We start from the raw sequence: 25,680 nt of genomic DNA on the forward strand, positions 1-25,680 counted from the left end.
AGAAATTTCCTGGTAGGCAAAATAGTGCTTATTTCCTCTCCTTCAGCCAACCATGTCAGAAGAAGCGCTGCGTCAGCAGATTCATAACCTGAAAAAGCACAATGCGCGTTTAAAGCGTATAGCGCATGACGCGCGTAACAAGCTGAGTGCAGCGCTGGACGGAACCGGTCTTTGTTTATGGCAGCTGGATATTCCCAGCGGCAAGCTGGTGATTTTTAACCGACGATGGGGAGCGATGCTCGGTTTTCAGCCGAAAGAGACCAAAGCGCAGTTCGATGTATGGCGCGATTGCCTGCATCCGGATGACGCTGATGAAGTGCTGAAAGCCTTTTACGATCACATCGAAGGGCGTGCGCCTTACTACGAAGCGCTGCACCGCATGCTGGGCAAAAACGACAATATCAAATGGGTACTGGATCGTGGACGCGTTACCGAATGGGACGCAGCGGGCAATCCGATCAAAGTCACCGGCACGCACATCGATATGACCAAAGAGAAGCAGTACGAAGCGCAGCTCTCATCGCTGGCGCATCACGATCCGCTTACCGGACTGACCAATCGCCATGCGCTAAATACGCAGTTCAGCAAGATGAAAGCGCTGGGGCCGTTGTGCGTGGCGTTTATCGATCTCGATAACTTCAAACACGTCAACGATACGCTGGGACATCGCAGTGGTGATGAGGTGTTGGTTCAGCTGAGCCAGCGCATTATCGACGTGGTGCCACCAAATGTAGTGATTGGCCGACTCGGCGGCGATGAGTTTGTGCTGCTGATGCCGTTCCTGATCGACTATCCGAAAGTGCGCATTATGATGCAGGCAGTGCTGGATGCCGCGCTGACACCGTTTGATATTGATAACGGCCACGCGCAGATTGGTGCGTCAATTGGTATTACGCAAGTGCAGGAGCGTGACAGCTTTGATGAGGCGCTGACACGAGCCGATGAGGCGATGTATCAGATTAAGAAGAATGGTAAGCAGGGGTTTGGGTTGGCGGGGTAAACCGTAGGGTCGCCATTTATGGCGACCGTTTCACATATTGCGCATTTGGTCGCCATAAATGGCGATCCTACAGTGCGCATTAATCAATCCGCCAGCAAATGCCCATACATGGTCATCAACCTGCGGGTCACACCATTAGTCCAGCCGAAGCCGTCCTGCAGCGGATACTCACCGCCGCCACCCGGACGGGCGCGATCGCCGCTGATGTCATACTTCTCCACCAGCTTATGATGCAGTGAATAGAAATTATTTACCGTATTCAGCCAGTTAACGGCAATTTCTGTCGCCAGCGTCTCTTCACCGTAGTGATTCAAACCGACCACCGCCATCCACTGCAACGGCGCCCAGGCATTGGGTTTATCCCACTGCTCGCCGCTCTCCACCATCGAGGTTAACAAGCCGCCTTGCGTCAGTAACAGATGGCGCAACGCCACGGCCTGCAAGTGCGCCTGCTCAGGCGAGGCGAGGCCAAGGAACAGCGGCACCACCGCAGCGGCAGTGAATGCGCCAAAGCGTTCGCGGCGCCAGTCGTAATCGCGGTACACCCCGGCGGTGTTATCCCACAGATAGCGATGAATCGCCTGCTTACGCGCATCGGCTTTTTTCTGCCATGCCAGCGCCGTCAGCTCTTCGCCTTTGGCGTGTGACAGCGTCGAAATCATCAGCTCCAGCTTGTAGAGGAAAGCATTGAGATCGATCGGAATAAATTGCGTGGTGCGGATACTCGCCAGGCGCTGCGGATCGCGCAGCCAGCGGGAAGAGTAATCCCAGCCCGATGCGGCACCGGCACGCAGATCGCGATAAACCTCGCTGGCCGGACGACCCGATTTCTTCGCGGTTTCGATATCTTCCAGCCACGACTCATCGCGCGGCGTGTCGCGATCGTCCCAATAACGGTTCAGCAGCGAACCATCTGGCATGCGCACCACATGGCGATAAGCCTGATGCGGCATCAGCTCGCCCGCGCCATCCATCCAGAACTGGTACTCTTTCATCAGCTGATCGAGATAGCGTTTCGCACCGCGAATGCCATCCTCTTCAAACAGTTCAACCATCAGCGCAAACACCGGCGGCTGCGAGCGGCTGAGGTAGTAAGTACGGTTGCCGTTCGGCACGTGGCCGTAGTTATCAATCAGCCAGGCAAAGTTATCCGCCATATGACGCAGCAGATCGTCGCGGCCTGCATCGGCGAGGCCGAGCATGCTGAAGTAGGAATCCCAGTAATAGGTTTCTCCAAATCGGCCGCCGGGCACCACGTAAGGTTTCGGCAACGGCAGCAGCGATGAGTGCGCTAAATGTTGCTGCGGCATTTTGGTTAACACCGGCCACAGATCATCAATATGTTCGGTTAAGGTTTTATCTGGATTGGAAACATAGAAACTCTCATTCACCTGAGGTGAATAAAAATGTTCGTGCACGAATGCTTCCAGATCAAAATCCGCTGCGCGTTTACGACGACGAAAACGGATTAAAATATCCAGCGGATCGAATTTTGGTGCGCAGTCCGGAAACGTTTTGCTGTCGGCAAATATGTGCGACGTCTGCACCTGCTCAAACAGTTCCATGTAGCGATCGGCAGGCGTCAGCGCATCCGGCGCGGGCAAACCTTCAATCAGCTCGGGTTCCGGCTCTGAATCCTGCATACCTTCGCGAACGAACTCGTGAGGATTATATTGATACTCCAGTTCAGCATCAGCGCGTCGATCCTCGAAAGCGTTATATTGCTGTTGGTTAGTATTAATAGCAGCCTCCTGGTAAATTCTTGAATGCGTAAAGAACAAATTATAGAGCTCTGAACGGGCGAAACAACAATGCGATTTATCTATGAACGTAATAAATCATGTCGATGGATCCGGTGTTTTTATGATTTTTCAGCGATTACAACGCACTATATTTCAGGAAATGAAAGCGGCTTTTAGGATGGATGTTTAAATAGCTGCACAGAATTATCTGTATTTAAGAAAATCGCTAAAATTTGCGCGGAAAAGCGTGGGATGACTTGATCAATTGATGGCAAACGCAGCGGTGATTGACCAGGTCGGCATAAATGCCGACCTGGTCAACCTTACTTCTGCAACGCTGCCTTAATCACGTCCGCGTACGGCGTGGTTGGGCGGCCAATCAGTTTGCTCAGCGTATGGCTATCATCGAACAAACCGCCTTTTTCGGCACCGGCATCGGAATCCGCCAGCATCTCAGACAAGCCATCTGGCAAACCGGCACCTTTCAGCGCGGCGGCAAATTCGGCTTGTGGCAGATTGATATAATCCACTTGCTCGCCAGACTGTTTAGCAATCTCGGCGCTGAACTGCGCCAGTGTGTAGCTGTCATCGCCAGCCAGTTCATACACTTTGCCCGCTTGATCGTCACGGCTAATCACTTCGGCCGCTGCCGCCGCATAGTCAATGCGCGCCGCGGAAGCGATGCGACCTTCGCCGACCGCACCAATAAAGGCATGATGCGCCAGCGCGGGCGCAATACTCGCCGCGTAGTTTTCGGTGTACCAGCCGTTACGCAGCAGCGCGAAAGGAATGCCCGAGGCTTTCAGCTGGGCTTCAGTCGCACGATGCTCAACGCCTAAACCCAACGGCGAGGTATCGGCATGCAGTAAGCTGGTGTAGGCGATAAAGCCAACGCCGGCGGCTTTAGCCGCATCGATCGCCGCCTTGTGCTGCACTTCACGCTGGCCGACTTCACTGGAAGAGATCAGCAGCAGTTTATCGACACCGGCAAAGGCGCTTTGCAGCGTTTCCGGTTGGCTGTAATCCGCCGCTCGCAGCGTTACGCCCAGCGCCTGCAGATCGGCCGCTTTCTCGGGCGAACGCACCGCCGCAATGATTTCGCTAGCCGGCACTTTTTTCAATAACGCATTAATCACCAGACGGCCCAGTTGGCCTGTGGCACCTGTAATCGCAATCATGTTGTTCTCCTGTTGAACTGGTATGAAAACAGCCTAAGCGATAAACTAACTTTTAGTAAGTACTTACAGATTGGTTAGTTTGGAGAAGCTGAGTTAAATGTCTGAAAAGTTGAGTGAAAAATTTACGCGCGGTGAGTTGCTGAACGTGAATTGCCCGTCACGCGACGTGTTGAAGCGCATTACCAGCCGCTGGAGCGTACTGATTTTGCTGGCGCTGCGCGAAGAAACCCTGCGTTTTAGCGAGCTGCGCCGCAAGATTGGTGGCGTCAGCGAACGTATGCTGGCGCAGACGCTGCGCCATATGGAAGAGGATGGTTTTGTTGAACGCATTGCCTATGACGTGGTGCCACCGCACGTTGAGTATCGTTTAACGTCGTTAGGCCGCGAAGTGGAAGGGCAGGTGACCGGACTGGCGGATTGGCTGGAGAGCAATGTGCATCGGATTTTGAAGGCGCATTGAGAAGGGCCGCCATTTATGGCGACCGCCGCACCCTCAAGCGCGTAAATACTTCTCAAACCAACCCAGCGTGCGGCTCCACGCTAATTCGGCGGCGGCTTTGTCATAACGCGGCGTCGAATCATTGTGGAAGCCATGATTCACACCGGGATAAACATAGCCTTCATAGATTTTGTGATTGGCTTTCAACGCCTCTTCATAGGCTGGCCAACCTTCGTTGATGCCTTTATCCAGCGCGGCGTAGTGCAGCAACAGCGGCGCTTTGATGCGCGGCACATCTTCCGCTTTAGGCTGACGGCCGTAGAACGGTACCGCGCAGGCCAAATCAGGAAACGCGACGGCCGCCGCATTGGCTACGCCGCCGCCGTAGCAGAAGCCGGTGATACCCACTTTGCCGGTGCCCTCTTCGTGGTGCATCAGGAAATCAATCGCGGCGAAGAAGTCATTCATCAACTTGGTGGGGTCGACTTTGGCCTGCATCACTTTGCCTTCATCATCATTCCCCGGATAACCGCCCAGCGAGCTCAAACCATCGGGTGCCAGCGCGATGTAACCGGCTTTCGCTACCCGTCGTGCCACATCTTCGATATAGGGATTGAGGCCACGATTCTCGTGCACCACTACCACCGCAGGCACTTTGCCGGATGCATTGGCCGGTCGCACCAGATAGCCGCGCACCTCGCCGTGACCTTGTGGTGACGGATAGTGAATGTATTCCGGTTTGATCGCTGGATCGGTAAATTCCACCTGCTGCGCCAGCGCATAATTGGGGCTCATGGCGCTGAGCAGCGTGGCGCCGGTCATGCCAGCGATGGTGAATTTCGCCGCCATCGCAATAAATTCACGTTTGCTGATTTTGCCGTGGGCGTAGTAATCGTAAAGCTCGAGCAGTTCCTGAGGGAAATCCTGTGCAGTAAGACGGGCCATAACCTCTCCTTCGCTGTTTAACTGGTTGATTACTGCTCTAAAAAAGCACAGCTTGTCGCCGCTGGCAAATACCATGCCGCAGTAGGTTAACGTCACTGCGTTTACATCACCTGTTTAATAAACAGCAGAAATATATCTTTTTGTTCTAAAAATATTAGCTTTTAATTAACAATCCTGATCATCCTGCGCTGTCCGGAAATATTTACATGCTCAACGTATTTACCGTAAATAACGCCATTTTTCTTCGCACTAAAAAATAAATAAATGAAGTGCTTACCTGATAAGCACAGCGGGAATAGGCGGAAAACAATAACAATATTGTCACAATGAATGAGGGTGATTAACCTTAACGTCGTGATTTTTAAAGTATTAGTTTCTGCTGAAAACAATGATCGAAATCAAAAAACACTGTTATAGTTTTACCGACTTCCCCTGTATCTTTTTGTTCGCACCACTTCCTTTTACATTGGCGCGACATTTCTTTAAGCACGGCGAAATAACCGCTGCGCTCTGCTTGTTAATTATAAGTAAAAATTCGGTGTAATTTGTGGCAATGAGGTAAGCAATGTTTGGATTAGACGCCTTTCATCTGGCCAGGATTCAGTTCGCATTTACTGTTTCCTTCCATATTATCTTTCCAGCCATCACCATCGGTCTCGCCAGTTTCCTGGCGGTGCTTGAAGGGATGTGGCTGAAAACCCGTAACGAGACCTATCGCGATCTCTACCATTTCTGGTCGAAAGCGTTTGCCGTTAACTTCGGCATGGGCGTGGTATCCGGATTGGTGATGGCGTACCAGTTCGGTACTAACTGGAGCGGTTTCTCGCAGTTTGCTGGCAGTATCACCGGCCCGCTGCTCACCTATGAAGTGTTAACCGCCTTCTTCCTTGAAGCGGGCTTCCTTGGCGTGATGCTGTTTGGCTGGAACCGCGTCGGTCCGGGCTTGCACTTCTTTGCAACCTGCATGGTCGCGCTCGGCACCATCTTCTCCACCTTCTGGATTCTGGCGTCAAACAGCTGGATGCATACGCCGCAGGGCTACATCATCCAGAACGGCATCGTGGTACCGGAAGATTGGCTGAAAATTATCTTCAACCCCTCGTTCCCTTATCGCTTGTTCCACATGTCGGTCGGTGCCTTCCTGGCCAGCGCCTTCTTTGTTGGCGCGTCGGGCGCATGGCATTTGCTGCGCGGTAACGACAATCCAGCGATTCGTAAAATGTTCTCGATGGCGCTGTGGATGGCGCTGATCGTCGCACCGATTCAGGCGATGATCGGTGATGCGCACGGCCTGAACACCCTTGAGCATCAGCCTGCGAAAATCGCGGCAATTGAAGGACACTGGGAAAACAAGCCGGGTGAAGCCACGCCGCTGATTCTGTTCGGTGTGCCGGATATGGAGCAGGAGCGCACCAAGTACGCGCTGGAAATCCCGTACCTCGGCAGCCTGATTCTGACGCACAGCCTGGAGAAGCAAATCCCTGCGCTGAAGAGCTTCCCGAAAGAGGACCGTCCAAACTCCACCATTATCTTCTGGTCATTCCGCGTGATGGTGGCGCTGGGCCTGCTGATGATTACGCTCGGCGTGGTGTCTTTGTGGCTGCGTTTCAAAGGCCGTTTGTATCACTCGCGTCCGTTCCTGTGGTTCACGCTGCTGATGGGGCCATCGGGTTTGATCGCCATTCTGGCCGGTTGGTTTACCACCGAGATTGGGCGTCAGCCGTGGGTGGTATATGGAGTGCAGCGCACCATTGATGCGGTCTCGGCGCATGGCGATATGCACATGAGCATCAGCCTGCTGGCGTTCATTCTGGTCTACTCGTCGGTGTTTGGTGTCGGTTACCTCTACATGATGCGTCTGATCAAAGAGGGTCCGGTGACCGGCGAAGGTAAAGAGGTTGATCACGGTGGCCCGGGTCAGCATCACACGCCAGCGCGTCCGTTGTCGGCGGCCAAAACCCATAGCGAAAAGAGTGGGGAGCACTAAGATGATCGACTTTTCAATTATCTGGTTTGCCATCATCGTGTTTGGCACCTTGATGTACATCGTGATGGATGGTTTCGATCTCGGCATTGGCCTGCTGTTACCGTTCAATAAAGATCCCATCGAACGCGACATGATGGTTAATACCGTTGCCCCGGTTTGGGATGGCAACGAAACCTGGCTGGTGCTGGGCGGCGCGGCGCTGTATGGCGCGTTCCCACTGGCCTACTCGGTGCTGCTGGATGCGCTGTCGATTCCTTTGACGGCGATGCTGATTGGCCTGATCTTCCGTGGCGTCGCGTTTGAGTTCCGCTTTAAAGCCACGCTAGAACACCGTGCGTTCTGGGATAAGTCATTCATCGCCGGTTCACTGCTGGCCACCTTCAGTCAGGGCGTGGCCGTGGGCGCGATCCTGAATGGTTTCCCGGTGGTGGGCCGTGAATATGCGGGTTCAGCGATGAGCTGGTTAGCGCCGTTCCCGCTGTTCTGCGGCGTCGGTCTGGTCATCGCCTATGCACTGCTGGGTTGTACCTGGCTGATCATGAAAACCGAACACGATCTGCACCGTAAGATGTCTGCGCTGGCGACGCCGCTGACGCTGACGCTGCTGCTGGTGGTGGGCATTATCAGTATCTGGACGCCGCTGACGCACGCGGATATCGCCCAGCGCTGGTTCTCGCGTCCGAACCTGTTCTGGTTCCTGCCGGTTCCGGTACTGGTGGTGCTGTGTTCGTGGGGGATTGTGCGCGCCATCAAACGTGAAGCGCATTACTCGCCGTTCATCCTGACATTGGCGCTGATTTTCCTTGGCTTCTCGGGCCTCGGTATCAGCATCTGGCCGAACATCATTCCACCGTCAATCACCATCTGGCAGGCGGCGTCTCCGGCGAGCAGCCAGGCGTTTATGCTGGTGGGCGGCCTGCTGATTATTCCGGTAATTCTGGGTTACACCTTCTGGAGTTATTACGTGTTCCGCGGAAAAATCAAAGCCGACGAAGGATACCATTGATATGAAAACCGAGGTCAGCAACATGAAAACTCACTCTGAAACGAAGATTCCGTGGTGGAAGCAGGTGATGTGGCTGGTAGTCATTTACGGCGCAAGCGTGCTGGCACTTGGTGTGGTGGCATCACTGTTTCGTATGATGATGACGGCAGCGGGCATGCGTTCGCATTGAGTTCCGGCATTGACAGAACCCGCTGATATCCCCGTAGGGTCGCCATTCATGGCGACCTTTTTCCTTTCCGCACACAAAAAAACGTTAGTAACCTAAGCAATTAATGCTTTTCCCGCTGCGCTACCTTTACTCTTCCTTACGTTGGTAATACGTTTTTGTTATATTTATGTGACGAATAACGCAAATTCATGACGTTAACCACCTCATTCGACTATCAAAATCATGCTCAGCCTGAATGTAAAAAAACAGTACATCAACGATCTGGTGGACTGGATAGAAGCGAACCTGACCGACGAGCTCAACATCGATCTGATTACCCTGAAATCCGGTTACTCCAAATGGCACATGCAGCGCATGTTCAAAGAGATGACCGGACAAACGCTGGCGTCCTACACGCGCAAACGTCGTCTGACCATGGCGGCGATGGCGCTGCGTCTGACCAGCATGCCGCTGATCGATATTGCGGTGCGCTTTGGTTTTGATAATCAGCAGAATTTTACCCGTGTGTTTAAAAGTCACTTCTCGATGACGCCGGGTGCTTATCGTCGCATTCCGGAAATGCTGATGAAGGATTTCCACAGCCGCATCTCCACGCAGCGTGAGTGGGTCAATGCGCGTCTGGCGCAGAAGCCGGAGATTCAGCTGTGTGGCGAAGTGATTGAGTGGGAATGCCGTTTCGGGGAATACATCGATCATCAAAATCATGTGGTGGCGCAGCATACGCGCGATTTCATCGCTTTTGCCGGTCAGCATGTGAACCGCGGCTGGCTGGGCTTTCAGTTCAGTCCGGGCGTGCATTCTGCCGACCAGCAACACATCAGCCTGTTCCAGGCGCTGGAGAGTCAATACGCCGATGTGCTGCCGCGTAACGTGCAGAACTGGACCGGCGAGAGGGGTTTGTATGCGGAGATTGACTGGCACGGCGCGCCGGAAGAGATCAACGCGTTCACCGCGGAGATTTACTACAACCACTTGCCAGCGCTGGGCGTGGCACGCCGTGCGGGTAAAGATTTGCTTAAGCTGGATTTGAAATACAGCACGCCCGATCTGCTGCAAGGCACCTTCTATATTCCGGTGACGGATAAGTAATGCATAATTCGTGCGGTAAACCGTGACAAACCGCACGATTTTATAAACTCACTGGCGTAATGAGCGTAAAATTCTTCATTGAAACCTGATTGGCCGCGTAAATCACCAGCCGCCACACATCAGGCTGGATAATCACCTGCATTTCTGGTCCATTCCGGGCCGCTATAGTGAACAGACAAAAAAATTATGCGACTTCTACCGTTGTTCCTCATGACAGCGCTTGTAGCGTTTTCTTCGCTGGCAAGTGCACAAATGGCTGAGCCTTTTTCACCGCCGGGCGGACTGCATCCGCATCAACCGCATTGTGCGCAGCATGAAATTCTGGGCGACAATGTGCTGCCGAAACATAGCCAGGATGATGGCAGTTTCGTTACCTGCGGCAATCACCAGGCGTAATCTCCTCCCGCAACACAATCCCAATCTGCTGCATCTTCTATAAAGGTCGTCATAAATGACGCCCCTACGTTCCTCCCGTAGGGTCGCCATTTATGGCGACCTTTTTAACGATCGCACAACTCTCAATGACGCCATTCATGGCGACCAAACACACAGATAGCATTTTTCGGCATTGCGCCGAAGATATATCATAACTATTCTCTCCCCATCAGATGAGAATGACTTTCACTATCTTTTAGGGAGACACCACTTGCAAACTTACCCTTCCGAACGCGCGCCACGTCGTGTGCGCAATGAACTGCGTTTCCGCCACATCAGCGTGGTCAGCAAGACGCTGATTGCCGGTGAATTCTGGCGCATTGTTTTCAACGGCAGCGATCTGGCCGGCTTCAACTCGCCATCGTTTGACGATCACATCAAAGTGTTCTTCCCGGAACATGCCGGTGCAGAGTTGGCGCTGCCGCAGATCACCGATGAAGGCATCGTTTGGCCGAATGGCGTGCGTCCTGCCGCGCGTGATTACACGCCACTGGAATTTAACGGCGTCGATTCTCTGACCATCGATTTCTACATCCACGATGGCGGCGTTGCCAGCAGCTGGGCAAACCAAGCCAAAGTGGGCGATCAAATCGCGATGGGCGGCCCGCGCGGTTCGTTGGTGATCCCGGCGGATTATGCCTGCCAGATTTACGTCTGTGATGAGACCGGTCTGCCCGCCTTTAAACGTCGTTACAGCGAAATCCAGGCGCAGGAAATTCACCTGCTGGCCTATGCCGATGAAGCCACCGGCCGCGATTATCTCGGTGATCTGCCAAATGTGCAGGTGAGCTGGTTGGGCAGCGGCACCATGCAGGCCGATAACCTGGCACCGATTAAGGCGCAGCTGGATAGGATTGCGCTGCCTGCCACTGAATACTTCATCTGGCTGACGGGCGAGGGCGAAGCGGTGAAACTGCTGAGCGATTACTTCACCCAGGGACGCGGTGCACATACCGATTTCGTGCGCGCCGTAGCTTATTGGCATCAGAAATAACGCCAACGCCGCACGCGCTGCCGCCTGTGTTGAATTTTGCCAGGTGGCAGACTACTATCAACCTCCCTTAATTAGCGCTCAGGAAGGCAATGAAACAGCAGCGGGATTTTCCATGGCAGTCCGATCACGCACAGCGTACCGTCTGTGCAGGCGCACGTAAAAAGCGTCGGGAGCGGATGCTGGATGCCAGCGATATCCGCCTGTTAATGCTGCACTTTCTCGCCATCAGCTCTGCGCACGGTTATGAGCTGATCAAATCGGTTGAAGAGCTCTCCAAAGGTGAATACTCACCAAGCCCCGGCATTATCTATCCCAACCTGACGCTGCTCGAAGAGATGGATGCGATTCGCGTGGTCGATGCGCAGGCATCGCGTAAAGCCTATGCGCTGAATGAAGGCGGCGAGGCGCTGCTGGCGGAGAATCGTGACAATGTGAATGCGATTATCGAGCGCTTAACCTCGCTGGCGATTCTGGTGAATAACCGCAGCATTCCGCAGGTTGAGCAGGCGATTCATCTGATCAAACACACCCTGAATCATCGTCTGGCGCAGGAAGATATTTCGGATGAGGCGTTGGAGATAGTGATCAGCGCGCTGCATGAAGCGGCGGAAAAGATCGCTAAAAGTTAGAAGGTCGAACGTAGGGTCGCCATTCATGGCGACCGTCCAGAAAACCGCACCAACCCAAATCAACTCTTCTTCTTATCCACATGCCCCAACGCGCGATCCGGCCAGCAAACATCGCGCACGCGCTGCTTCAGCGCTGCCGCATCCGGGAATCCGCCTTCCTGCTTACGCTCCCAAATCACCTGACCATCAATGGTAATCTCAAACACGCCGCCGGTTCCCGGCTGTAGCGTTACCGCGCTTAAATCCTCGGCAAAGGTATGCAGCAACTCCTGCGCCATCCAGGCGGAACGCAGCAGCCAGTTACATTGTGTGCAGTAATGAATGGTAATCGCTGGTTTCTGTGACATAACGTGTCTCATTTAGATAATGAAGTTAACAAAATGTGCGGTCCAAGATACATCTTAGCTTACTGCTAGTTGATAATGATTACCACTTGCATTACATTCCTTTCGACATCATTTATTACAAAAAATAAGTCCATAATTTTTACGGTCTTTTAACCAAGGTCCGTACTTTCCGGCAGCAAGCAAGTGAGCGAATACTAACAATTAACCAGGTATTTCGCGCATGTCTTCACTCTTTCAGGGAAAAGCCCAGCAACGTCTTTTCAAAGTTGCCATCTTATCTTCAGCTATTCATGCCGCTTGCAGCTTTGCCGCCAGCGATAGCACCAGCAATGAACCGGTTCTCACCGTCACCGCGCCAAAACAGCAGGCCGGCAATAAAACCACCATCACAGCACAAGAGCTGCAAAAACGCGGTGCGAACGATTTCGGTTCGATCATGCGTTATGAGCCGCTGATCAGCGCCACCGGATCCAGCGGCGGATCCTCTGCCGGCAAAAGCGGTTTCGACCGCGCGGGTTACACCGGTTACAACATTCGTGGTCTGGAGAGTAATCGCGTCGGCATGGATATCGACGGCATTCCGATTCCGGATGCCACCGGCCGCCCTTACGTTAGCCGCACCGGCAACAACACCTTTGGTATTGGCCGCGATTACATCGATCCGTACATGTTCGGCAGCGTTGATATTGAGAAGGGTGCCACGGCGGTGGATCAGCCGAATACCTCGATTGGCGGTAACGTCTCGTTCCACAATAAAACCGCTGACGATTACCTTAGCAGCGACAAAAATAGTTACTTCGGTTACCAGAGCGATTACGACTCATCGAATCGCAGCTGGCACAACGGCATCACCGCCGCTGCTGGCGATGACGAGCTGCGCGGCCTGTTTGTTTACAGCCGTCGCGACGGCCAGGAAACCCGCAACAACAGCGATGTGAAACAGGCCTATCCGGCCAACTGGCACTCTGACGCCTTTATGACGTCCGGTATCTGGCAGCCGAACGATCAGCATAAGCTGAGCGCCACTTTTGATTACTATCACAAAACCAACCACAGCCATTACGATACCTGGGACACCAGCGGCAACACCGTTTGGGGCACCGCGCAGCAGCAGAGCGATACGCGCCGTTGGGGCATTAATCTGGCGGATGAGTGGACGCCGTACAACGACTTTATCGATACGCTCACCACGCGCCTTTACTGGCAGCAAACTCAGGCGCACGACAATACCTATCTGCCGACCAGCGCCAGCGAGTACGGCTTTGTCTATTCCGATTTCAACGTCGATAGCTATGGCTTCGACACGCGCGGCACCAAAACGCTGGGCCGCCACGAGCTGAGTGCCGGTGTGAACGCGCGCCTGGACAACAGCGAGCGTCCGTTCCGTCAGGAGCCAGCGCCGAGCGCCTTTAGCGCCATCACACAGCCGCAGTCTGACAGCCGCACTTTCGCGGTGGCAGGATACCTGCAAGATAAGATCAATTTCGATCTTGATAGCCACAACTTCGCGGTTATTCCCGGCGTGCGCGTAATGTATCAAAGCACCAAGCCGAAAAATCTCGGCGACCTCACCACCGGCAGCACGGTGCTGACTGAAGAGCAGGTTGATGCGCTGTATGGCAAAACTAACTCCGATACGCAGGTGCTGCCATCGTTGACCTTCCAGTACGATTTAACGCCAGCGCTGACCACCTATCTGCAATACAAACGCGGCGTGCAGTTCCCCACCACCAGCCAGCTGTATGGCTCATGGAACCTGGGTTCCAGCTATGCGGGTAGCGCGCAATATGCGCTGATTGGTAACACCGATCTGAAAACCGAAACCAGCAACAACTTTGAGTGGGGCCTGAAAGGCCAGGCGACAGAAGGCGTAACGGTCAACACCTCGGTGTTCTATAACCAGTACAAAAACTTCATCGCCTACACCCGCTATCGCCGCGCCACCAATCCGGAGATGTTCGTCAACGTCCCGAGCAACATCTACACCAGCTATCAGGCTGAAAACCGCGATAAGGCCTACATTTATGGTGCTGAGATCTCCACCAAAGTGAATTACGGCACCTGGTTCCCGCAGGTCGATGGTCTGAGCAGCACCTTTGCGCTGGGCTTTAACGAAGGTAAATCCAAGTCCAGCTACGCCGGTGACAAGTACATCGATCTCGATAGCGTCGCGCCGCTGAAAGCGATTGTAGGCCTGGCGTGGGATGACAAAGCGCGCGGCTACGGCGCCGCGCTGACCGCCACCTTCGTGAAAGGCAAGCAGGCCACGGCGACCAACCGGGAAAGCTACACCAACACCGGCACGTCGATCACCGATTCCACCACGGAATATATGCGCGTGCCAGGTTACGGCATGGTGGATGCAACGGCTTACTGGCAGGCGACGAAAAACGTCAAGCTGAGCGGCGGTATCTACAACATTACCGATCGCAAATACTGGGATTACACCAGCAGCCGCACGCTGACCAGCAGCAACGCCCAGGAACGCAACGACATCAACCTGGCGGTGATGCCAGGCCGCACCTTCCAGTTGGGTGTGAACGTCGATTTCTAATCCCTTTTCGCCCTGCGGCAGCGCAGGGCATTTTCATGGAGCAAGGCAATGAACTCACGTTACGATCACTATCTGGCGCTGAAAGGCGAGCATCCGAAAAAGTACGCGCGCGATCTCGCCGCGCTGATGGGCATTGGCGAAGCGCAGCTGTGTGAAGCGCGTGTCGGCCAGGATGCAAAGGCGTTAAAAGCTGATTTCCCTGCGCTGCTGGCAGCACTGGCGGCAGTAGGTGAAACCAAAAGCATCACCCGCAATGCATATGCGGTTCACGAGCAGGTGGGCAAATATGAAAACCTGCACCTCGGCGAACACGCCGGACTGATTCTCAACCCGCGCGCGCTCGATCAGCGTCTGTTCCCGCATCAGTGGCACAGCGCGTTCTTCCTGCGTGAGCAGAGCGCCCACGGTGAACGTCAAAGCATCCAGATTTTTGATCGCCACGCTGATGCGGTGCTGAAAATCTACACCACCGACAACACCGATTTCGCCGCGTGGGATGCGCTGATTGCGGCGTTTGTGCTGGAGAACGCAGCGGTGTTAGATCCGCAGCCCGCCAGCGCGCCGCAATACAGCAGTGCGGTTGATGCCAGCAAAGTGGAAGCCGAATGGCGCGCCATCACCGATGTGCATCAGTTCTTTGGTCTGCTGAAGCGCCACAACATCTCGCGCCCGCAGGCGTTCCGCGCGGTGGCGGACGATCTGGCGCGTAAGGTGAGCAATGACTCGCTGGCGCAGCTGCTGGATCTGGCGCAGCAGGATGGCAACGAAATTATGATTTTTATCGGCAACCGTGGCTGCACGCAGATCTTCACCGGCGCAGTGCAGAAACTGATGCCGATGGATAGCTGGATCAACATCTTCAATCCCACCTTCACGCTGCATTTGATGGCGGATCACATCAGCGAAAGCTGGGTGACGCGCAAACCGAGCGGCGACGGCTTTGTCACCAGCCTGGAACTGTTTGCCGCCGACGGCACGCAGATCGCGCAGTTGTACGGTCAGCGCAGCGAAGGCACGCCGGAGCAGGCGCGCTGGCGCGAGCAGGTGATGTCGCTGGAGGCGTTAGCATGAGAAAACTTCTGTTGCTGCTAACTGCGCTGGCGCTGCCCGCTGTTGCGGCCGAGCGGGTGATCTCGATTGGCGGTGACGTCACGCAAATCATCTATGCATTGGATGCGCAGCAGGATCTGGTAGCGCGTGACAGCACCAGCCAGCATCCGGCGCAGGCCAACAAGCTGCCGAATGTTGGTTATATGCGGCAGTTGAATGCCGAAGGGATTCTGGCGCTGAAACCGACGCTGGTGCTGAGCAGCGAGCTGGCAAAACCGTCGCTGGTGCTGCAGCAAGTGGCGCAAGCTGGCGTAAAAGTGGTGGATGTCACCGGCAAAAACAGCCTCGACGCCATCGCGGAAAAAATCGCCACCATCGGTAATGCGCTGCATCGTGAAGAGGAAGCCAACGCGCTGATCGAGAAGGTCAACAAGCAGCGCGCTCAGATCCCACAAAAACCGTTGCCGATCAAAGTGCTGTTTATCATGGCGCACGGCGGCATGCGCACTCAGGCGGCGGGCGCACAAACTGGCGCGGACGGCGCGATTCGCAGCGCGGGTCTGATCAACGCGATGGCAGCGGTGCCGCACTATCAGCAGCTGTCGCAGGAAGGCGTGGTTGCGGCGGCACCGGATTTGATCGTGGTGGGTGAAGATGGCCTGCGTACGCTGGGCGGCGAAGAGAAAGTGTGGTCGCTGCCCGGTTTGGCACTGACGCCAGCCGGTCAGCATCGCGCGTTGCTGGTGGTGGATGAGATGGCGCTGCTGAGCTTTGGCCTTGATACGCCGGGCGCGATTATCAAACTGCGCCACGCAGCCGAAGCGGCTTCCCCGTCATACTTCAAGCCGCAGGCGCGTTAGCTGCGTGTTCTTACCCCAGTCACTTACTTGTGTAAGCTCCTGGGGATTCGAACACTTGCTGCCTTCCTGCACCTTGAATTATTTAGGGGAAAAATATGGCGAATACATCCGTAATGCGCTGGCTCGGTTTGATGGCCATCAGCACGCTGATATTAATGCTGATGGCGGCCAACTTCGGCGCGATGCCGCTTTCAATGCGCACTTTGTTGCGTGCGCCGCTCAGCGATATGGCGTGGCAAATCTGGATCAACATCCGTCTGCCGCGCGTGCTGCTGGCGGTGCTGCTCGGCATGGCGCTGGCGGTGTCCGGCGCGGTGATGCAGGGATTGTTTCGCAATCCGCTGGCCGATCCCGGTTTGCTCGGCATTAGCAGCGGAGCGGGTTTAGCGGTGGCGATATCGATCGTTATCCCGCTCGGCTTGCCGCCGCTGCTGGCGCTGTGGCTGCCAACACTCGCCGCCTTTATGGGTAGTTTGGTGGTGACGCTGCTGATCTTCAGCTTTAGCCGTCTGGCGCTGGGCAATTTGTCGCGCTTGCTGCTGGTTGGTATCGCCATCAATGCCTTATGCGGCGCGGCGGTCGGCGTGCTGTCGTGGCTGAGTAACGATCAGCAGTTGCGTCAGTTGGCGTTGTGGGGCATGGGCAGTTTGAGTGCGGCGCAGTGGCCGAGCCTGGCGGTGTGCGCGGTGCTGATTCTGCCGGCGCTGATAGCGATTCAGCTGCGCGCGCGTCGTCTCAATTTGCTGCAGCTCGGCGAAGAGGATGCACATTACATGGGCATCGACGTTAAGCGCACGCAGCGTCAGCTGCTGGTGCTGAGCGCACTGCTGGTAGGCACCGCCGTGGCGGTGAGTGGCATTATCGGCTTTGTCGGTTTAGTGGTGCCGCACCTGATGCGTTTCTGTCTCGGCAGCGATCATCGCTGGATGCTGCCGGGTTCGGCGCTGACGGGCGCGATTTTGCTGCTGCTGGCCGATACGCTGGCGCGCACCGTGGTGGTGCCGGCGGAAATGCCGGTTGGCCTGTTAACCAGCCTGCTGGGCGGCCCGTGGTTTCTCTGGCTGATTCTGCGTGAGCAAAGGGGGATGAATGAGTGACTGCATGCAGGCACGCGGGCTGCGATTTAGCCACGGCTCACGCGCGTTGATCGACGACGTTTCCCTGACTTTGCAGCCTGGCGAAATGATCGCGCTGATCGGCCCCAACGGCGCGGGGAAATCCACGCTGCTGCGCTTGCTGACCGGCTTTCTCACGCCGCAAGCGGGCGAGTGCTGGCTCGGCGATCGTCCGCTAAATAGTTGGCCGCGCGAACCGCTGGCGCAGCGCCGCGCGGTGATGCGTCAGCAAAATAGCGTCAGTTTTCCGCTGCCCGCTGCCGATGTGGTGGCGATGGGCCGCGCACCCTGGCCGCGCGCTCAATCCAGGGCGGTGATTGACGAGGTGATGCACATTACCGGCAGCCTTGAGCTGGCACAGCGCGATTATCGATCGCTTTCCGGTGGTGAACAGCAGCGCGTGCAGCTGGCGCGCGTGCTGGCTCAGCTGTGGCACGATGACGGGCCACGCGGCTGGCTGTTTCTCGACGAACCCACTTCCGCGCTGGATCTGTTCTGGCAGCAGCACAGTTTGCGTTTGCTGCATCGCCTGACGCGCAACGGACGCTTCAGCGTCTGCACCGTGCTGCACGATCTTAACCTCGCGTCGCTGTGGTCGGATCGCGTGCTGTTGCTGCATCAGGGCAAGCTGGTGGCAGAAGGCGCGCCGCATGAAGTGATGACCGAAAGCACGCTGACGCGCTGGTATCAGGCGGAGCTGGATGTGATGCTGCAGGATGAGAAGGGCAGGCCGCAGATTCAGTTACGTGCATAATGTTTCGTAGGGTGGGCATTTATGCCCACCTGGCCGTGATTGATGTGTATAAGGTCGCCATGAATGGCGACCCTACGAAAACATCAGCGGCAATCGACGATCAATCTGCCGCGTACTTTACCGGCCAGCAGCTGCTCGGCACCTTCGCGCGCTTCGCTCAGCGGAATCACCTTGGTTAACTGCTGCAACAGGTCGCCATCCACCAGTTCCGCCAGGCGCTGCCACGCCTGCTGCCGCAGCGGTTTTGCGCACATCACGCTATCCACGCCCGCCAGCACCACACCGCGCAGGATGAACGGCGCGACGCTGGTCGGCAGATCCAAACCTTGCGCCATGCCGCACGCCGCTACCACGCCATCGCGCTTGATGCCCGCTAACACATTGGCCAGCGTGTGGCTGCCGACGCTATCAATCGCCGCCGCCCAGCGCTCTTTCGCCAGCGGTTTGCCCGGCTCGCTCAGCTCTGCGCGATCGATAATCGACTTCGCGCCCAGCGTGTTAATCAGGTAATCGCTGTCGCTGGCGCGACCGCTGGAAGCAATAACCTCATAGCCGAGACGTGCCAATAGGCTAACGGCAAAGCTGCCAACGCCGCCGCTCGCGCCGGTGACTAAAACCGGGCCGTGCTGCGGCGTGATGCCCTGTTTTTCCAGCGCCAGCACGCACAACATGGCGGTGAAGCCCGCGGTGCCAATTGCCATGGTTTGCAGCGGGCTCAGTGCGGCCGGCACTTGTACCAGCCAGTCGCCCGAGACGCTGGCTTTCTGCGCCAGTCCGCCCCAATGCTTTTCGCCTACGCCCCAGCCGGTGAGCAGCGCCACATCGTCCTGCTGCCATTCAGCATGGCGGCTGCTGATCACCCGACCAACAAAGTCGATGCCCGGCACCATCGGGAATTGCCGCACAATCGGGCCTTTGTTGCAGATGGCGAGCGCGTCTTTGTAGTTGAGCGTGGAGTAGCTTACTTCGAGGGTGACATCCTGATCGGGCAGTTGTTTTTCTGACAGATCTTTCAGGGATGTGCGATATCCCTGTTCATCATTTTCAATGACCAATGCCTTGAACATGCAGCCTCCGGCTGGTTGAGGAAAGTGGGGGTATAGTACTCCTTTTTTGCCCTTACCCTAACCCTCTCCCACAGGTGGGATAGGGAACTGATCCAGCATACCTTAACTCTCGCTCACCCCAGCCCTCGCCCGCTTGCGGGAGAGGGCTGGGGTGAGGGGCCAGCGCAGCGGTTGTTCCGGCAAAAAAAAGATGACATGATTGCGCCCCAGTTAGTGTTCAACTCCCAGATTGACTTCGCCGAGGAAACCTCCTCATTGCTGTGCCATCGGCACCCACTCATCCTCTCTCAGGGATTTGTGTTATGAACCCATTGAAAATTGCTGCCAGCGTTGCTGTAGCGCCAACCCTTAGTCTCAACACTGCGCGCGACGTGGTGACGCTGGACAATACCGACTTTACCGATGTCGCTGCGGTCGTGATCACCTTGTCGGACACGCGCAGTGGCGTGCTGACGCTATTGCGCAAGGTCGGCTTTAATCTGCCGGTGTTTGTCGCCAATGCGTTCGATGAAGAAGTGCTGAAGCTGCCGGGCGTCACCGGCGAAATCAACGGCGCGCCAGAAGAGTGGAACGCGCTGGAGGACGCCGCGCAGGCGTATGAAGCCGAGTTGCTGCCGCCATTTTTCGACACGCTCACGCGCTACGTCGATATGCAGAACAGCACGTTTGCCTGCCCGGGACATCAGGGTGGTGCCTTCTTCCGCAAACATCCGGCGGGACGTCAGTTTTATGAGTTCTACGGCGAGAACGTCTTCCGTTCGGATATGTGCAACGCCGACGTCAAGCTCGGCGATCTGCTGATCCACGAAGGCTCAGCCAAAGATGCGCAGAAGTTCGCGGCGAAAGTGTTTAACGCCGACAAAACCTACTTCGTGCTTAACGGCACCTCCAGCGCCAATAAAGTGGTCACCAACGCGCTGCTGACGCGCGGCGATCTGGTGCTGTTTGACCGCAATAACCACAAATCCAACCATCATGGCGCACTGATTCAGGCGGGCGCCACGCCGGTGTATCTGGAAGCGGCGCGTAATCCGTTTGGCTTTATCGGCGGCATTGATGCGCACTGTTTTGACGATGCTTATCTGCGTGATCAAATTGCCAAAGTGGCGCCCGATCGTGCCAACGATCAACGTCCATTCCGCCTGGCGATTATTCAGCTCGGCACTTACGATGGCACGGTGTACAACGCGCGTCAGGTGGTCGATCGCATCGGACATCTGTGCGATTACATCCTGTTTGATTCGGCGTGGGTTGGCTACGAGCAGTTTATTCCGCTGATGGCCGGCTGTTCGCCGCTGACGCTGGAGTTAAACGAGAACGATCCGGGCATTTTTGTCACGCAGTCGGTACACAAGCAGCTGGCCGGTTTCTCACAGACGTCGCAAATCCATAAGAAAGACAATCACATCCGTGGGCAGCAGCGTTTCTGTCCGCACAAGCGCCTCAACAATGCGTTTATGCTGCACGCCTCAACCAGCCCGTTCTATCCGCTGTTTGCCGCGCTGGATATCAACGCCCGCATGCACAAAGGCGAGGCCGGACGCAGCATGTGGCACGAGTGCGTCACCATCGGCATTGATGCGCGTAAAGCGATTCTGGAACGTTGCGAGATGATCCAGCCGTTCCTGCCGGAGAAAGTGCACGGCAAGCTGTGGCAAGCGGCGGAAACGGAAGCCATCGCCGCCGATCCGGCATACTTCAGCCTTGAACCGGGCGCGAAGTGGCACGGTTTTGAAGGCTACGCGCAGCAACAGTATCTGGTTGATCCCTGCAAGCTGCTGCTCACCACCACCGGCATCGATGCTGCCAGCGGTGAGTACACCAGCTTCGGTATTCCAGCCACCATTTTGGCCAACTATCTGCGCGAGAATGGCATCGTGCCGGAGAAGTGCGACCTCAACTCGATTCTGTTCCTGCTGACGCCAGCGGAAACGCCAGAGAAGATGGCGCATCTGGTGGCGATGCTGGTGCAGTTTGAGCAGCACGTGCGCGAGGATGCACTGTTGGCGGAAGTGCTGCCGAGCGTGTATCGCAAGAATATTGAGCGCTACAAAGGCTACACGCTGCGCCGCTTGTGTCAGGAGATGCACGACCTCTACGTAAGTTTTGACGTTAAGGATCTGCAGAAAGCGATGTTCCGCTCAGCCTGTTTCCCACCGGTGCAAGTGAATCCGCAGGATGCGCATCAGGCCTATATTCGTGGCGAAGTGGAGCTGGTGAAGATTGCCGATGCTGAAGGGCGCATAGCGGCCGAAGGCGCGTTGCCATATCCGCCGGGCGTGTTGTGCGTGGTGCCAGGCGAAGTGTGGGGCGGCGCGGTGCAGCGCTATTTCCTCGCGCTGGAAGAGGGCATTAATTTATTGCCGGGCTTCTCGCCAGAGCTGCAAGGGGTTTACACCGAGGAAGATGAGAGCGGGCGTAAGCATCTGGTGGCGAATATGATGGTGTGAGATTTGATTCGTCATTAAAAAAAGGTCGCCATGAATGGCGACCCTACACGTAAGGTGGGCATTTATGCCCACCTTTTTAAATCAATACCTTATCTTAAAACCGACGATAACTCCGCTGCGCCTGACTCACTTTATACAGATAACGCCGTGATTCTGCCGATGGATGGTTGGTGGTCAGCGTCTGATAAACTTCCGCTGGCGACATACCGTTAATCGACGAGAACGCGCGATCCTTATCGCTGGAGAACACGCGCAGCACGCTGCCCGCACCGCCGTTGTAGGCGGTAATTACCGCATAACGTCGTGAAGTCGGATCCTGAATCCCACCTAAATAACTTCTCTGTAGCAGCGACAAATACGCGGTGCCCGCATCAATATTATTCTCAGGATCAAGCAGATAGCTGCGGCTCGGTTTGCCACCTTTGCCCTTCATACGGAACACATCAACACCGGCGGTATGCTGCACCACCTGCATTAACCCCAGCGCATCAGCGTGGCTCACCGCATATGGGTTAAAGCTCGATTCAATCTGCATAATCGCCAGAATCAATGACGCATCCACGCCATATTGTTCAGCGGCTTTACGCACCATTGGCAGATATTTGTGAGCACGTTTGTCGAGGTGGTTTGGCACCATCGGAATGGTAACCGACCAGATGACGTGCAATCCGGAGGTGCGTTTCTGCAGTTTGTTTTGAATCAGATAATCAGCAAAGCTGCCGGCGCGGCCCTGCCAGCGAATCGGCTGGCCGGTATTATCCAGCACCTGGCCGTACAGCAGCGGCTCTTTACTGATTTGAATATCGTTGGCATCGGAGTAGAGATCGACATTGCCCGGATCTTCGCCAATTAACAGCGTGGTGATGATCGCCTGACGCAGGCTGGCCATCGGATCGGTGCCGGAAATGGTCTCAATGGTGATGCTACCGCTGTCAAAGTTGATGTGACTGCGGGTGTAATAGCCGTCGCTATATTTGACGTAATCTTTCGGTCCGGCGATCAGAACTTCATTGATTCCCCAAATGTTTTCAATATTGTGGGCAAACTGACCCATCAAAATATCGAAACCGTTGGTGTCCTTGACCCACTCTTCATGAAACTGCGATTTTTTTTGTCCGGAGCAGGAGACCAAAAGTGGTGCAATCACCAATAGCGCTATCAGTTTTTTATTCATTGTTAATGCGTGCCTGAATCGAAAAAGAGGGCCTCAAAGGGAAGCCCTGAACGGTTATTTTTCTGGCGGGGTGTAACCTTCAATGTGCACATCTTTGCCTTCGAACAGGAAATTGATCATCTCCTTCTCCAGCACTTTGCGATCTTCCGGGTTCATCATGCTCAATTTCTTCTCATTGATCAGCATGGTTTGCTTGGACATCCACTGCTGCCAGGCCTCTTTGGAGATCTCATTAAAGATGCGCTTACCCAATTCGCCAGGATAGAGCTGAAAGTCCTGACCTTCAGCGTCGCGTTGCAGATAAGTACAAAAAATGGTGCGGCTCATTACTCTTCCTCTTCGGTCACGTCTGCTCGACGCGTAAGCTGCAGGGGATGGCGCAATTCATGCAGCAAGCGCTCAACCGGCGCCGCCAAACCCACTGACGGTGGTTGCGCTAAGTTATACCAGAGACCGCCCGCTTCATCCATCAGCGACCCAGCGGAAGGCTTTGCGAGCCACATAGGCACAATGTCTAAGTGGAAATGGCTGAAGGTGTGGCGGAATGCGGTGAGCTGCTGCGGTTTAACATGAATGCCGCGCTCAGTTAGCCAGTCAGTTAGCGCTTGCTCACTTGTAAACTGCGGGAAGCAGAACAGTCCGCCCCACAGGCCAACCGGCGGGCGCTGCTCTAACCACACGTCATCGCCATCCTGCATCATCAACATCCAGCCGCTACGTTCTGGCAAAATCTGCTTGGGTTTCTTGCCGGGATATTCAGCCCAGCTACTGTTGGCATAAGCGACGCATCCGCCGTTGAGCGGGCAGATTTCGCATTTCGGGCGTGAGCGAGTACATACTAACGCGCCAAGGTCCATCATCGCCTGATTGAACTGGCTGACGCCTGCTGCTGGCGTTACTTCTTCGCTGATCTGCCACAGCCGTTTTTCGACGTCCTTTTTACCCGGCCAACCGCCCACCGCGTAGCAGCGCGCCAGCACGCGTTTTACGTTGCCATCCAGAATCGGGAAGTGCAGCCCGAGCGACAGCGATAACACCGCGCCTGCGGTAGAACGGCCAATGCCCGGCAGCGCCGCGACATCGTCGAAGTTACGCGGGAACTCGCCGCCGTGTATCTCCACCACCTGTTTCGCGGCTTTGTGCAGGTTACGCGCACGCGCGTAATAGCCGAGTCCGGTCCACAGATGCAGCACTTCATCCAGCGGTGCAGCCGCCAGATCGGCCACCGTCGGGAAGCGCGCCATAAAGCGTTCAAAATAGGGAATGACGGTAGCAACCTGGGTTTGCTGCAGCATCACTTCAGAGAGCCATACCTTGTACGGCGTTTTCTCCTGCTGCCACGGCAGGGTTTTGCGACCAAAGCGCTGATACCAATCCAGCACTTGTTGCGCGAACGTCGGCGCTTGCATCATAAGAAGGAAATTTTCCGTGTTTACTCTACAATCAGGCAGGAATTCCAGCACAGAGACCTCAGGGTGTAAACCGGAACATTGCAAAGGCTTGCTTCTGCTTCCTAACTTTGCATAATGCCCGTTTCCCAGAACAGGCTAACCAGCAGGCTTCAACATGATTAATGACGTCATCACCCCAGAATTTGATGAGAACGGGCGGCCATTACGCCGTATCCGCAGTTTTGTGCGCCGTCAGGGGCGCTTAACGAAAGGACAGCAGCTCGCGCTCGATAATTTATGGCCGGAGATGGGCGTGGAGTTCCAGCAGGAGCCGCTGGATCTGGTGACGCTGTTTGGCCGTGACGCGCCGGTAGTGCTGGAGATCGGTTTCGGCATGGGTGCCTCGCTGGTGACCATGGCGCAGAACAATCCGCATCAGAACTTCCTCGGCCTGGAAGTACACGCGCCTGGCGTGGGTGCTTGTCTGGCATCGGCGAAGGAAGCGGGCGTGGAGAACCTGCGCGTGATGTGTCACGACGCAGTAGAAGTGCTGCAGAAGATGATTCCAGATAACTCGCTGCGCATGGTGCAGCTGTTCTTCCCGGATCCGTGGCACAAAGCGCGCCATAACAAACGTCGCATCGTACAGGTACCGTTTGCTGAGCTGGTGATGCGCAAATTGAAGCTGGGCGGCGTGTTCCATATGGCCACCGATTGGGAAGCCTACGCCGAACACATGTTAGAAGTGATGAGCAGCATCGACGGATATAAAAATCAGTCGGAAAGTAACAATTACGTGCCGCGTCCAGAAACGCGTCCGTTAACCAAGTTTGAGCAGCGCGGGCAGCGACTGGGCCATGGCGTATGGGATCTGATGTTTGAGAGGGTGAAATAATGGCCGTACAGCGTAGCCGTCGTTTGCGTAAAAAACTGCATATTGATGAGTTTCAGGAATTAGGCTTCTCCGTCGCCTGGCGTTTCGCCGAAGGCACCACCGAGGAGCAAATCGACGCCACTGTTGATCAGTTCATTAATGAAGTGATCGCGCCGAACGGTCTGGCGTATGACGGCAGCGGTTATCTGGTGTGGGAAGGTCTGGTGTGCTTGCAGGAAACCGGCAAATGCACCGATGAGCACCGCGAACTGGTGCGTAAGTGGCTGGAAGCTCATAACCTGACGGATGTGCAGGTGACTGAACTCTTCGACGTTTGGTGGGACTAAAGATCGTATCGGGCTAGCTTACTTGCCCTTTTTGCACCGGGCAGTGCTCGCATTCCTCACGTACTTATGTACGCTCCGGATGCT

General features: G+C 55.4%; 25 protein-coding genes and 1 pseudogene. 17 read left to right on the forward strand and 9 right to left on the reverse strand.

The window, feature by feature from the left end; translation table 11 throughout:
- The first annotated feature begins 52 nt into the window (after window positions 1–52).
- Window positions 53–1,000, forward strand: coding sequence for a sensor domain-containing diguanylate cyclase (locus K5Y32_RS19250; RefSeq protein ID WP_222185493.1), 948 nt, complete (start codon window positions 53–55; stop codon window positions 998–1,000).
- 83 nt (window positions 1,001–1,083) lie between these two features.
- On the opposite strand, the gene treF is transcribed toward K5Y32_RS19250, so the two are convergent.
- A complete protein-coding gene (treF, locus tag K5Y32_RS19255; protein WP_222185607.1) occupies window positions 1,084–2,742 on the reverse strand; it encodes an alpha,alpha-trehalase TreF in 1,659 nt (552 codons plus the stop codon).
- 323 nt (window positions 2,743–3,065) lie between these two features.
- Entirely contained in the window at window positions 3,066–3,920 is an 855-nt protein-coding gene (locus tag K5Y32_RS19260; protein ID WP_222185494.1) for an SDR family oxidoreductase, read from the reverse strand.
- A 97-nt stretch (window positions 3,921–4,017) separates the two neighbouring features.
- Between K5Y32_RS19260 and K5Y32_RS19265 the strand changes: the two genes are divergently transcribed.
- Window positions 4,018–4,380 (forward strand): helix-turn-helix domain-containing protein, encoded by a 363-nt coding sequence (locus tag K5Y32_RS19265; RefSeq protein ID WP_222185495.1) that lies wholly within the window; start codon window positions 4,018–4,020, stop codon window positions 4,378–4,380.
- 33 nt (window positions 4,381–4,413) lie between these two features.
- On the opposite strand, the gene yghX is transcribed toward K5Y32_RS19265, so the two are convergent.
- Window positions 4,414–5,304: a YghX family hydrolase gene (gene yghX / locus K5Y32_RS19270; RefSeq protein WP_137386438.1), complete on the reverse strand. Its 891-nt coding sequence runs from the start codon at window positions 5,302–5,304 to the stop codon at window positions 4,414–4,416.
- Window positions 5,305–5,869: 565 nt separating this feature from the next.
- On the opposite strand from yghX, the gene K5Y32_RS19275 reads away from it, so the two are divergent.
- From K5Y32_RS19275 to K5Y32_RS19290, 4 genes are all read left to right on the forward strand, one after another.
- The gene (locus K5Y32_RS19275; RefSeq protein WP_101761884.1) at window positions 5,870–7,291 is read left to right on the forward strand and encodes a cytochrome ubiquinol oxidase subunit I; all 1,422 of its coding nucleotides are present in this window, start codon (window positions 5,870–5,872) and stop codon (window positions 7,289–7,291) included.
- Between the two features lies 1 nt (window position 7,292).
- Window positions 7,293–8,297: a cytochrome d ubiquinol oxidase subunit II gene (gene cydB, locus K5Y32_RS19280; RefSeq protein WP_064738586.1), complete on the forward strand. Its 1,005-nt coding sequence runs from the start codon at window positions 7,293–7,295 to the stop codon at window positions 8,295–8,297.
- Window position 8,298: 1 nt separating this feature from the next.
- Window positions 8,299–8,466: a DUF2474 domain-containing protein gene (locus K5Y32_RS19285; protein WP_101761885.1), complete on the forward strand. Its 168-nt coding sequence runs from the start codon at window positions 8,299–8,301 to the stop codon at window positions 8,464–8,466.
- A gap of 222 nt (window positions 8,467–8,688) precedes the next feature.
- The gene (locus tag K5Y32_RS19290; RefSeq protein WP_101761886.1) at window positions 8,689–9,555 is read left to right on the forward strand and encodes a helix-turn-helix domain-containing protein; all 867 of its coding nucleotides are present in this window, start codon (window positions 8,689–8,691) and stop codon (window positions 9,553–9,555) included.
- Between the two features lie 195 nt (window positions 9,556–9,750).
- On the opposite strand, the gene K5Y32_RS25075 is transcribed toward K5Y32_RS19290, so the two are convergent.
- A complete protein-coding gene (locus K5Y32_RS25075; protein WP_137386906.1) occupies window positions 9,751–9,807 on the reverse strand; it encodes an SEC-C metal-binding domain-containing protein in 57 nt (18 codons plus the stop codon).
- Between K5Y32_RS25075 and K5Y32_RS19300 the strand changes: the two genes are divergently transcribed.
- From K5Y32_RS19300 to K5Y32_RS19310, 3 genes are all read left to right on the forward strand, one after another.
- Window positions 9,808–9,951 carry a hypothetical protein gene (locus tag K5Y32_RS19300; protein WP_162129952.1) on the forward strand — a complete coding sequence of 48 codons (144 nt, stop codon included), beginning with the start codon at window positions 9,808–9,810 and terminating at the stop codon, window positions 9,949–9,951.
- 250 nt (window positions 9,952–10,201) lie between these two features.
- Window positions 10,202–10,984: a siderophore-interacting protein gene (locus K5Y32_RS19305; RefSeq protein WP_222185496.1), complete on the forward strand. Its 783-nt coding sequence runs from the start codon at window positions 10,202–10,204 to the stop codon at window positions 10,982–10,984.
- A gap of 89 nt (window positions 10,985–11,073) precedes the next feature.
- Window positions 11,074–11,613: a PadR family transcriptional regulator gene (locus K5Y32_RS19310; protein ID WP_222185497.1), complete on the forward strand. Its 540-nt coding sequence runs from the start codon at window positions 11,074–11,076 to the stop codon at window positions 11,611–11,613.
- Window positions 11,614–11,672: 59 nt separating this feature from the next.
- Here the strand turns inward: K5Y32_RS19310 and K5Y32_RS19315 are convergent, their stop codons facing one another.
- Window positions 11,673–11,960 (reverse strand): SelT/SelW/SelH family protein, encoded by a 288-nt coding sequence (locus K5Y32_RS19315; protein WP_192412075.1) that lies wholly within the window; start codon window positions 11,958–11,960, stop codon window positions 11,673–11,675.
- 331 nt (window positions 11,961–12,291) lie between these two features.
- On the opposite strand from K5Y32_RS19315, the pseudogene K5Y32_RS19320 reads away from it, so the two are divergent.
- From K5Y32_RS19320 to K5Y32_RS19340, 5 genes and pseudogenes are all read left to right on the forward strand, one after another.
- Window positions 12,292–14,514 (forward strand): annotated as a pseudogene (locus K5Y32_RS19320) (TonB-dependent receptor domain-containing protein); the annotation flags it as partial.
- Window positions 14,515–14,562: 48 nt separating this feature from the next.
- On the forward strand, window positions 14,563–15,585 hold the full coding sequence (locus tag K5Y32_RS19325) for a hemin-degrading factor (RefSeq protein WP_222185499.1): 1,023 nt from the start codon (window positions 14,563–14,565) through the stop codon (window positions 15,583–15,585).
- A complete protein-coding gene (locus K5Y32_RS19330; RefSeq protein WP_222185500.1) occupies window positions 15,582–16,424 on the forward strand; it encodes a hemin ABC transporter substrate-binding protein in 843 nt (280 codons plus the stop codon). The genes K5Y32_RS19325 and K5Y32_RS19330 overlap by 4 nt, the downstream gene beginning before the upstream one ends.
- Before the next feature lie 95 nt (window positions 16,425–16,519).
- A complete protein-coding gene (locus K5Y32_RS19335; protein ID WP_222185501.1) occupies window positions 16,520–17,521 on the forward strand; it encodes an iron ABC transporter permease in 1,002 nt (333 codons plus the stop codon).
- Complete coding sequence (locus tag K5Y32_RS19340; RefSeq protein ID WP_222185502.1) at window positions 17,514–18,293, forward strand: heme ABC transporter ATP-binding protein; 780 nt, start codon at window positions 17,514–17,516, stop codon at window positions 18,291–18,293. The genes K5Y32_RS19335 and K5Y32_RS19340 overlap by 8 nt, the downstream gene beginning before the upstream one ends.
- Before the next feature lie 83 nt (window positions 18,294–18,376).
- Here the strand turns inward: K5Y32_RS19340 and K5Y32_RS19345 are convergent, their stop codons facing one another.
- Window positions 18,377–19,360 (reverse strand): MDR family oxidoreductase, encoded by a 984-nt coding sequence (locus tag K5Y32_RS19345; RefSeq protein WP_222185503.1) that lies wholly within the window; start codon window positions 19,358–19,360, stop codon window positions 18,377–18,379.
- Between the two features lie 302 nt (window positions 19,361–19,662).
- Between K5Y32_RS19345 and K5Y32_RS19350 the strand changes: the two genes are divergently transcribed.
- Window positions 19,663–21,810 (forward strand): ornithine decarboxylase, encoded by a 2,148-nt coding sequence (locus tag K5Y32_RS19350; protein ID WP_222185504.1) that lies wholly within the window; start codon window positions 19,663–19,665, stop codon window positions 21,808–21,810.
- A gap of 94 nt (window positions 21,811–21,904) precedes the next feature.
- On the opposite strand, the gene mltC is transcribed toward K5Y32_RS19350, so the two are convergent.
- The 3 genes from mltC to mutY are packed head-to-tail and all read right to left on the reverse strand — an operon-like array spanning window position 21,905 to window position 24,396.
- Complete coding sequence (gene mltC / locus K5Y32_RS19355; RefSeq protein ID WP_176971521.1) at window positions 21,905–22,984, reverse strand: membrane-bound lytic murein transglycosylase MltC; 1,080 nt, start codon at window positions 22,982–22,984, stop codon at window positions 21,905–21,907.
- A gap of 54 nt (window positions 22,985–23,038) precedes the next feature.
- Complete coding sequence (locus K5Y32_RS19360) at window positions 23,039–23,311, reverse strand: oxidative damage protection protein (RefSeq protein ID WP_007890330.1); 273 nt, start codon at window positions 23,309–23,311, stop codon at window positions 23,039–23,041.
- Window positions 23,311–24,396 carry an A/G-specific adenine glycosylase gene (gene mutY, locus K5Y32_RS19365; RefSeq protein WP_222185505.1) on the reverse strand — a complete coding sequence of 362 codons (1,086 nt, stop codon included), beginning with the start codon at window positions 24,394–24,396 and terminating at the stop codon, window positions 23,311–23,313. The genes K5Y32_RS19360 and mutY overlap by 1 nt, the downstream gene beginning before the upstream one ends.
- A gap of 154 nt (window positions 24,397–24,550) precedes the next feature.
- On the opposite strand from mutY, the gene trmB reads away from it, so the two are divergent.
- Window positions 24,551–25,270, forward strand: coding sequence for a tRNA (guanosine(46)-N7)-methyltransferase TrmB (gene trmB / locus K5Y32_RS19370; protein WP_008107230.1), 720 nt, complete (start codon window positions 24,551–24,553; stop codon window positions 25,268–25,270).
- A complete protein-coding gene (locus K5Y32_RS19375) occupies window positions 25,270–25,596 on the forward strand; it encodes a YggL family protein (RefSeq protein WP_008107231.1) in 327 nt (108 codons plus the stop codon). The genes trmB and K5Y32_RS19375 overlap by 1 nt, the downstream gene beginning before the upstream one ends.
- The last annotated feature ends 84 nt before the right edge of the window (window positions 25,597–25,680 follow it).

Origin of the sequence: Pantoea sp. DY-15, from assembly GCF_019795935.1 — a bacterium.
GTDB classification, from domain to species: domain Bacteria; phylum Pseudomonadota; class Gammaproteobacteria; order Enterobacterales; family Enterobacteriaceae; genus Pantoea; species Pantoea leporis.

Bases quoted from the DNA above. Each gene is read 5' to 3' on its own strand.
- K5Y32_RS19250 (WP_222185493.1), top strand. From the start codon at position 53: ATGTCAGAAGAAGCGCTGCGTCAGCAGATTCATAACCTGAAAAAGCAC.
- K5Y32_RS19260 (WP_222185494.1), bottom strand. From the start codon at position 3,920: ATGATTGCGATTACAGGTGCCACAGGCCAACTGGGCCGTCTGGTGATT.
- K5Y32_RS19265 (WP_222185495.1), top strand. From the start codon at position 4,018: ATGTCTGAAAAGTTGAGTGAAAAATTTACGCGCGGTGAGTTGCTGAAC.
- yghX (WP_137386438.1), bottom strand. From the start codon at position 5,304: ATGGCCCGTCTTACTGCACAGGATTTCCCTCAGGAACTGCTCGAGCTT.
- K5Y32_RS19275 (WP_101761884.1), top strand. From the start codon at position 5,870: ATGTTTGGATTAGACGCCTTTCATCTGGCCAGGATTCAGTTCGCATTT.
- cydB (WP_064738586.1), top strand. From the start codon at position 7,293: ATGATCGACTTTTCAATTATCTGGTTTGCCATCATCGTGTTTGGCACC.
- K5Y32_RS19285 (WP_101761885.1), top strand. From the start codon at position 8,299: ATGAAAACCGAGGTCAGCAACATGAAAACTCACTCTGAAACGAAGATT.
- K5Y32_RS19290 (WP_101761886.1), top strand. From the start codon at position 8,689: ATGCTCAGCCTGAATGTAAAAAAACAGTACATCAACGATCTGGTGGAC.
- K5Y32_RS19300 (WP_162129952.1), top strand. From the start codon at position 9,808: ATGGCTGAGCCTTTTTCACCGCCGGGCGGACTGCATCCGCATCAACCG.
- K5Y32_RS19310 (WP_222185497.1), top strand. From the start codon at position 11,074: ATGAAACAGCAGCGGGATTTTCCATGGCAGTCCGATCACGCACAGCGT.
- K5Y32_RS19315 (WP_192412075.1), bottom strand. From the start codon at position 11,960: ATGTCACAGAAACCAGCGATTACCATTCATTACTGCACACAATGTAAC.
- K5Y32_RS19325 (WP_222185499.1), top strand. From the start codon at position 14,563: ATGAACTCACGTTACGATCACTATCTGGCGCTGAAAGGCGAGCATCCG.
- K5Y32_RS19330 (WP_222185500.1), top strand. From the start codon at position 15,582: ATGAGAAAACTTCTGTTGCTGCTAACTGCGCTGGCGCTGCCCGCTGTT.
- K5Y32_RS19335 (WP_222185501.1), top strand. From the start codon at position 16,520: ATGGCGAATACATCCGTAATGCGCTGGCTCGGTTTGATGGCCATCAGC.
- K5Y32_RS19340 (WP_222185502.1), top strand. From the start codon at position 17,514: ATGAGTGACTGCATGCAGGCACGCGGGCTGCGATTTAGCCACGGCTCA.
- K5Y32_RS19345 (WP_222185503.1), bottom strand. From the start codon at position 19,360: ATGTTCAAGGCATTGGTCATTGAAAATGATGAACAGGGATATCGCACA.
- K5Y32_RS19350 (WP_222185504.1), top strand. From the start codon at position 19,663: ATGAACCCATTGAAAATTGCTGCCAGCGTTGCTGTAGCGCCAACCCTT.
- mltC (WP_176971521.1), bottom strand. From the start codon at position 22,984: ATGAATAAAAAACTGATAGCGCTATTGGTGATTGCACCACTTTTGGTC.
- K5Y32_RS19360 (WP_007890330.1), bottom strand. From the start codon at position 23,311: ATGAGCCGCACCATTTTTTGTACTTATCTGCAACGCGACGCTGAAGGT.
- mutY (WP_222185505.1), bottom strand. From the start codon at position 24,396: ATGATGCAAGCGCCGACGTTCGCGCAACAAGTGCTGGATTGGTATCAG.
- trmB (WP_008107230.1), top strand. From the start codon at position 24,551: ATGATTAATGACGTCATCACCCCAGAATTTGATGAGAACGGGCGGCCA.
- K5Y32_RS19375 (WP_008107231.1), top strand. From the start codon at position 25,270: ATGGCCGTACAGCGTAGCCGTCGTTTGCGTAAAAAACTGCATATTGAT.